General features: G+C 61.3%; 5 protein-coding genes. 4 read left to right on the top strand and 1 reads right to left on the bottom strand.

All coding sequences use genetic code 11. From position 1 onward, the window contains the following. The 4 genes from VEC01_RS17525 to VEC01_RS17510 all read left to right on the top strand — a co-directional run. A partial coding sequence (locus tag VEC01_RS17525; protein ID WP_324902199.1) for an O-antigen ligase family protein occupies positions 1 to 934 on the top strand: 934 nt, incomplete at its 5' end. 152 nt (positions 935 to 1,086) lie between these two features. After that, entirely contained in the window at positions 1,087 to 2,238 is a 1,152-nt protein-coding gene (locus VEC01_RS17520) for a glycosyltransferase family 4 protein (protein WP_324902198.1), read from the top strand. Continuing rightward, entirely contained in the window at positions 2,235 to 3,401 is a 1,167-nt protein-coding gene (locus tag VEC01_RS17515; RefSeq protein WP_324902197.1) for a glycosyltransferase, read from the top strand. The genes VEC01_RS17520 and VEC01_RS17515 overlap by 4 nt, the downstream gene beginning before the upstream one ends. Continuing rightward, positions 3,398 to 6,208 (top strand): glycosyltransferase, encoded by a 2,811-nt coding sequence (locus VEC01_RS17510; RefSeq protein ID WP_324902196.1) that lies wholly within the window; start codon positions 3,398 to 3,400, stop codon positions 6,206 to 6,208. Before VEC01_RS17515 ends, VEC01_RS17510 begins: the two co-directional genes overlap by 4 nt. Positions 6,209 to 6,352: 144 nt before the next feature. Here the strand turns inward: VEC01_RS17510 and VEC01_RS17505 are convergent. Next, positions 6,353 to 6,534, bottom strand: a 182-nt coding sequence (locus VEC01_RS17505) for a hypothetical protein (RefSeq protein ID WP_324902195.1), incomplete at its 5' end; no start/stop codon positions are given.

Below are 6,534 nucleotides of genomic sequence, written 5' to 3'. Positions count from 1 at the left end.
GAGCGAGCTATCAGAAGGGCGATGGGTGCGAGCCGACGTTGCGGCAAGCCGGATCCAGATGCTGCTGCTGGCGCTGGTGCTGGGCATGGCGTTCAATGTCCGGCGCTCGCTCTATGAATGGATCTTCCCGTGGCTGGCCCTGGCTCTGCCGCTGCTGGTGTTCATCGATTCCATGCTGCCGGGCCTGCTGTATCCGCTTGACACGCCCGGCTCGGTGCGCGGGCGCGCCGCCGCAACTTTCATCAACCCGACCATTGCCGGCGAAGCGATGCTGGTGCTGTTCCTGATGGCTTGTCCGGTGCTCAAGCCAGTGCAGCGGGTTGCGTTGATGCTGATCGTCGGCGCCGGTGTGGTTCTGACCCTGTCGCGCTCGGCGATCATCGCGTGGCTGGTGCTCTGGGTAATTCTCTCCTTCAACCGCGTGCTGCCCCGTTTTGGGTTGATCTTGCTGCTCGCGGTGGCGAGCGCGGCTCCGATCCTGTTCGGCGCGCTGTCGATCTACTACGGAAACCAGAGCGACTTTGGACCGGCGCTGGCCGACATCGAGCAGCGCCTGAACTTCTTTTCCACGGGAAGCCTGAGGGATGCCAGTGCTGCCGAGCGCTCGATGGTGCTGAAGGCTGGCTGGGACATCTTCCTGAACAACGTCTTTGCCGGTGCGGGACCGGGAGCTACCGAACTCTGGCCGGACGCGACACGCAACCTTGGCACGCACAACCAGTTCGTGATGCTCGCGGCGGAATACGGGCTGTGCGGCGTAGGCGTCTGGCTCGCGCTCGGCTGGATCCTCTGGCACGGCAAGTATTTCGAGGAAAGGGCACTGCAGCAGGCGGTCTTTCTGATGTTCGTGCTGATGACACCGTTCACGCACAACATGTTCGACTTCCTGTTCTGGCTCCTGACCTTCGCGCTCGCATCGAGGCGGAGGATATGAGGCTTTCTATTAGCCAGAAGAACCGTCAAGCAAGCAGGAGAGAAAAATGTGTGGATTGATACCAAATGGCGCGAGTCCGTGGCAGCAGTGCAGAACTGGCAATAGGCGCTGTACGGCGTGTTGATGTTCCAGGCTTGTTGGGAGCGGAAAAAATGAAGATACTGATTGCATTGAGCAGCCTGCACTCCGGCGGCGCAGAGCGGGTTGCGTGCACGCTCGCCGACGCCTGGTCGGCGCGCGGCGACGAGGTCATCATGCTGGCCACCTTCTCTGAGCGTGGCAGTTGTTTCTACCGGATATCGGAAACCGTACGTGTGATCTATCTCGCCGACCTCACGCCGACCAAGAAGAGGTCCCTGCTCAACAGGGTACAGCGGCTGTCTGCCTACCGCTGGCTGTTGAAAGAAGAAAGGCCGGATGTCATTGTCTCCTTTCTGCCCGGCGTCAACGTCGCTTCCGTTCTCGCGTCGCGCGGGCTTGGCATTCCAGTAATCGCCGGCGAGTGTACCGATCCGATGGCGTGGAACATGCCGGCAAGCGAGATGTTGGTCTACCGCCTCGCTTACCGCCATGCGGAAATGCTGACGGTACAGACGCAAGCGGTGGCGGACAAGATACCCATGGTTTTTCCGCGCTTGAAGCATCTGGAGGTGGTTCCCAATCCTATACCGGCGCCGTTGCAACACTTCGCACGTCCCGACCTGTCCGCGTCGAAGAGGAAGCGGCTCATTGCTATGGGCAGGCTGAGCGAGGAAAAGCAGTTCGCGCTGCTGATTGACGTCTTCTGTTCGGTGGCTGCCGAGTGGCCCGATTGGGATCTCGCAATTTTCGGCGAGGGAGGACTGCGCGAAGCCCTCGAACGCCAAATCGCTGGATCGCGCTTTTCGGGGCGCATCACACTCGGTGGCGCGACTAGCACTCCATGGGACGAGATGGCGCGCTCGCACGCCTTCGTCATGACGTCGCGCATCGAGGGCTTTCCAAACGCCTTGCTGGAGGCGATGGCGATCGGGCTGCCCTGTGCCGTCTTCGATTGCCCGAGCGGGCCGCGCGAGATCACTCGCGACGGCACCGATGCGCTGCTGGTCCCGCTTAATGACAGGACGGCTTTGGCCGACGCACTCAGGGGCCTTATGAGCGACGACGCGATGCGCGAGGAACTCGGTAGCAAGGCACGTGCGTCGGTGGCCAGTCGCTTCAGTCTCCAGGTGGTTTTGGATCAGTACGACCGGCTGTTCTGCAAGGTCGGCGTTCGCATGATGGCAGCGGCTGGCCGGGAAGACCCGATGGGGATGCATGCATGAAGCCGATGCGCATTGCATTCGTTATCACCGGACTCTCGATGGGCGGCGCGGAAAACCAGGTGATCACACTGGCCGATCGGCTCGCGTCGCTCGGAAACGTAGTGATCGTCATTTCCATGACGGGCGAGCAGTTGGTTCACTCGCAGCACAAGGATGTACGAGTCGAATCGCTGTATATGGCGCGCGACCCCATCAGCTTCCTGCGTGCCTATCTCCGTGCGCGTGCGCTATTGCGCGCGTTTTCGCCGGACGTGGTGCACAGTCACATGGTTCATGCGAACCTGTTTGCGCGACTGCTGCGCATGACGACGCCGATGGGCCGGTTGATATGCACCGCACATAACTCGAATGAAGGCGGCGCGGTGCGGATGCTCGCCTATCGTCTGACTGACCCGCTCGCAGACATCAGCACCAACGTCAGTGACGAGGCGGTACAGGCGTTCATCCGGCGCGGGGCGGTGCGATCCGGACGAATGATTACGATGTATAACGGCATCGACTGTGCCAGGTTCCGTTTTTCGCCGGAAGATCGCGAGCGGCTGCGCGGCGAACTCGGCGCTGGAGGGGATACGCAAGTGCTGCTGGCGGTGGGGCGGTTCACCGAGCAGAAGGATTACGGCAATCTGCTGCGCGCGTTCGCGCGCGTATGCGCTGCTTGCACCGATTGCGTGCTGTGGATAGTGGGTACCGGAGACGCCAGGACCAGTCTCGAAAGCACAGCAAGAACGCTAGGGGTGGCGGGGCGCGTCCGGTTCCTAGGATTGCGCCACGATGTGCCGTCCTTGATGAGCGCGGCCGACATCTATGTTCTGTCGTCGGCCTGGGAGGGCATGCCGCTGGTGATCGGCGAGGCGATGGCATGCGAACGCGTGGTCGTCGCTACAGATGCAGGCGGCATTCGCGAATGGCTCGGGGACGCCGGATTCGTTGTTCCGGTACGCGACAGCGAAGCGCTTGCTCGCGGGCTGCACGCCGCGCTGACGCTTTCGTCGGAGGAAAAGCGTGCACGCGGCACCGCGGCACGGCGCCGTGTCGCCTGCTGGTTTTCCCTTGACGCTGCCGTTGCGCGCTGGTTGCAAGTCTATCGGGGACCGATCTTTCGACCTGACCGACTCCCGGGCAAGCCCGTGATGGACACGAATCTGGAACAGGGGAATGAATGAGCAAGCTGCGCGTTGGCCTGTTGCTCGACAACTTGCTTCTGCCCGCCTGGGTCGAGACTATGCTAGGTCTCGTGCGCCAGGGACAGGCTGCGGAAATCGTCGTGTTGATACGGCCGCGGGTTGGACTGGCGCGTGGACAGAATCCGTACATGGTGGAGATGTGGAAGCGGCTGGACGACCGTCTGTTCGGGCAGGGGGAAAAAAACGCCTTTGCAATGATCGACGGCTCACGCCTGCTGGCGGGCATTCCTGTGTTGAATGTGGAGATCCGGACGAAACAGGGGCGCGACAGCATGAGCGCTGCGGACATCGAACAAATCGGCTCCCTCGGCCTCGATGTGCTGATCAAGTTCGGCTTTGGCGACCTGCATACCGACATCCTGAACCTGGCGCGTTGTGGCGTCTGGTCCTATCTTCATGCCGACTGCCTTTCACGTGTGCCAGGCAAGAATGCCATGGAAGTGCTCGCGGGAAAAAATACGGTAAGCACCACGCTCGTGATGCTCTCGGACGATCATAACGGAGACGTCGTGCTGCAGCGATCCTGGTCCGCAGCCGACCCGATCTCTCTGGCTCGTAGCCTGAACCCCGCGTACTGGAAATCAGCATCCTTCGTTCCGAGGAAGCTGCGCGAACTGCAACAGGCAGGACACGATGCGTTTGTCGCCAGGCATGGGCGCTCGCGTGAGCGTGCTGAAGATGGAGAGGTCATGCCAACGAACGTGGACGTGTTGGCTAAGTTTCCGGTTCTGATGGCAAATAAGCTACGTGCGAAGCTCCGCATGTATTCATATTGGGAGCGCTGGATGCTGCTTTACCACACGGAGAAATCCGGCAAAAGCGCTGACGATCCGTCATGCTACATGCCCCTGGTTCCGCCGGATGACCGATTCTGGGCCGACCCCTTCGTCGTTGAACATGAAGGCAGGCATGTCGTTTTCATTGAAGAATTCGAGTATGCGAACAACACCGGCTATCTGTCGGTGATCCGCTTCGACGAAAACGACCGACCGCTGCTGCCGCCGGTGCCGATTCTGAAAAAGCCGTACCACTTGTCCTATCCACATGTGTTTAACGACGACGGTACCTGGTACATGGTTCCCGAGACCGGCCAGAACGGTACGATCCAGCTGTATCGGGCGACCCGCTTCCCGGACCAGTGGGAGTTCGTGATGAACCTGATGGAGGACGTCAGCGCGGTAGATACCACGATCTGGAAACACGGCGGGAAATACTGGATGTTTACCAACATCACGGAAAACAAGGGGGGCTCCTGCTACGACGAGCTCTTCCTGTACTTTTCAGACAGCCTGTTGAGCCGCAACTGGCAGCCGCATCCCCGCAATCCCATCGTCTCCGACGTGCGGCGCGCGCGCCCGGCCGGCCGCATCTTCGAACGGGACGGCAGCTGGTACCGTCCGTCGCAGGACTGCAGCGGCAGTTACGGGCGGGCGATTGTCCTGCAGCGCATCGACCATATCGATGAGTTTACCTACCGGGAGACGCCTGTCGGACGTATTGATGCGGACTGGGACGAGAACATCACCTGCACGCATACGTTCAGCCGCGCGGGGCGGTTGACCTGCATAGATGCGATGCAAGTCAGGCACCAGGGCCGCCCGGCGGACACGGGACCAGCGTCGCCTACGGCCGCGCATGCGAAGGGAAGTGCCGCGGGAAGCACCGCACGGATGAAGCTGGTCCTGGCGATCACCAAAGCGGAATTCGGTGGGGCACAGGAGTACCTGCGTATCCTGATGTCCTCGATGCCTGAGTACGACATTGAACTCATCAGCGGCGATACAGGGTATCTCACCGAGGTGGCGGCAAAGATGGGTATCCGCTACCACATCTGCAGGTCGCTGGTCCATCCGATCAGGCCATCGCAGGACATCAAGGCAATCTTCCAGATCTACAGGCTGCTGCGCAGGATCAAGCCTGATCTGGTGCACGCAAATTCCTCGAAGGCTGGCATCGTTGCACGGACAGCAGCGCTGCTGGCCGGGATTCCATCCGTCTTCACGGCGCACGGCTGGGCCTTCACGGAAGGCGCGGGTGGCAGGAAAGCCGTGCTCTACAAGGCGGCCGAGCGCCTCGCATCGGCCATGACCAAGCGCATCATCTGCGTCTCCCGTTATGACGAAAACCTGGCGCTGCGCTTCCGGGTCGCCGATGATGCTCGCCTGACGACAGTGCATAACGGCATTCCCGATATTCCGGGTTGCCGGGCCGCCCACGCTAATACGGTACCGAGAATCGTAATGGTGGCGCGCTTCACTGCGCAGAAGGACTACGAAACGCTGCTGCATGCGATTCGGGACTTGAGCATGTACGACTTCCGGCTGCAATGTGTCGGCGACGGTCCGCTGCTGGATCAAAGCAGGAACCTGGCGCGCATTCTCGGCATTTCGGACAAAGTCGAATTTCTTGGCGCCCGAAGCGACGTGCCGGAGATCCTGAAGGAAGCCGACATCTTCGCGCTCTCCACCAACTGGGAAGGGCTTCCAATCAGCGTGCTGGAAGGCATGCGTGCAGGCTTGCCGATCGTTGCCACCAGGGTCGGCGGCATCGCCGAAGCGGTCGCGCATGGCGCCACAGGCATGCTGGTGCGGCCGCGCGACCGCGCGCAACTGGCTGACGCATTGCGGGCCCTGCTCGCCGATCCGGGACTTAGAAGACGCATGGGGCAGCAGGGCAGGGAGCGCTTTCTCGATATGTTCACCTCGGAGCGCATGGTGGCAGGGACTTCCGACGTCTACAAGAGCGTGCTCTCGCAGCGCCGGGGCGCGCTGCTACTGCATGATTGACGCGGCCGCACGCCAACACAGCCCGCGGCTGCCTGCTTACTGCCGGCAGACGCCGGGCACAGCCTACTCCTGACGCTGCTGTGCGCAGCTGTTTTTCCTGTACTTGAGCGGATGGACGGTGCCTTTCGCAAATGCCCCGGGTTCTTATTCGGGGCTTCGCGCACGCGTCCCTTTCGCATGGCCAGTCGACGGATTGCTGATCCTGACGATATGGTTGAGGCGATTGAAACCTGTCGCCGCTTCCCAGGTGTCTTCATTGGCGAACCGGATCGAGAAATCGGGCCTGCCGCGCAAGGACGGGGCGGGGTCGGGCAGATTCAGCAGCA

Origin of the sequence: Noviherbaspirillum sp. (assembly GCF_035627455.1) — a bacterium.
Classification (GTDB): Bacteria; Pseudomonadota; Gammaproteobacteria; order Burkholderiales; family Burkholderiaceae_D; genus Noviherbaspirillum.
The sequence above is the reverse complement of the archived record's forward strand: the minus strand, read 5'-3'. Positions and strand labels throughout refer to the sequence as shown.

Bases quoted from the DNA above. Each gene is read 5' to 3' on its own strand.
- VEC01_RS17520 (WP_324902198.1), top strand. From the start codon at position 1,087: ATGAAGATACTGATTGCATTGAGCAGCCTGCACTCCGGCGGCGCAGAG.
- VEC01_RS17515 (WP_324902197.1), top strand. From the start codon at position 2,235: ATGAAGCCGATGCGCATTGCATTCGTTATCACCGGACTCTCGATGGGC.
- VEC01_RS17510 (WP_324902196.1), top strand. From the start codon at position 3,398: ATGAGCAAGCTGCGCGTTGGCCTGTTGCTCGACAACTTGCTTCTGCCC.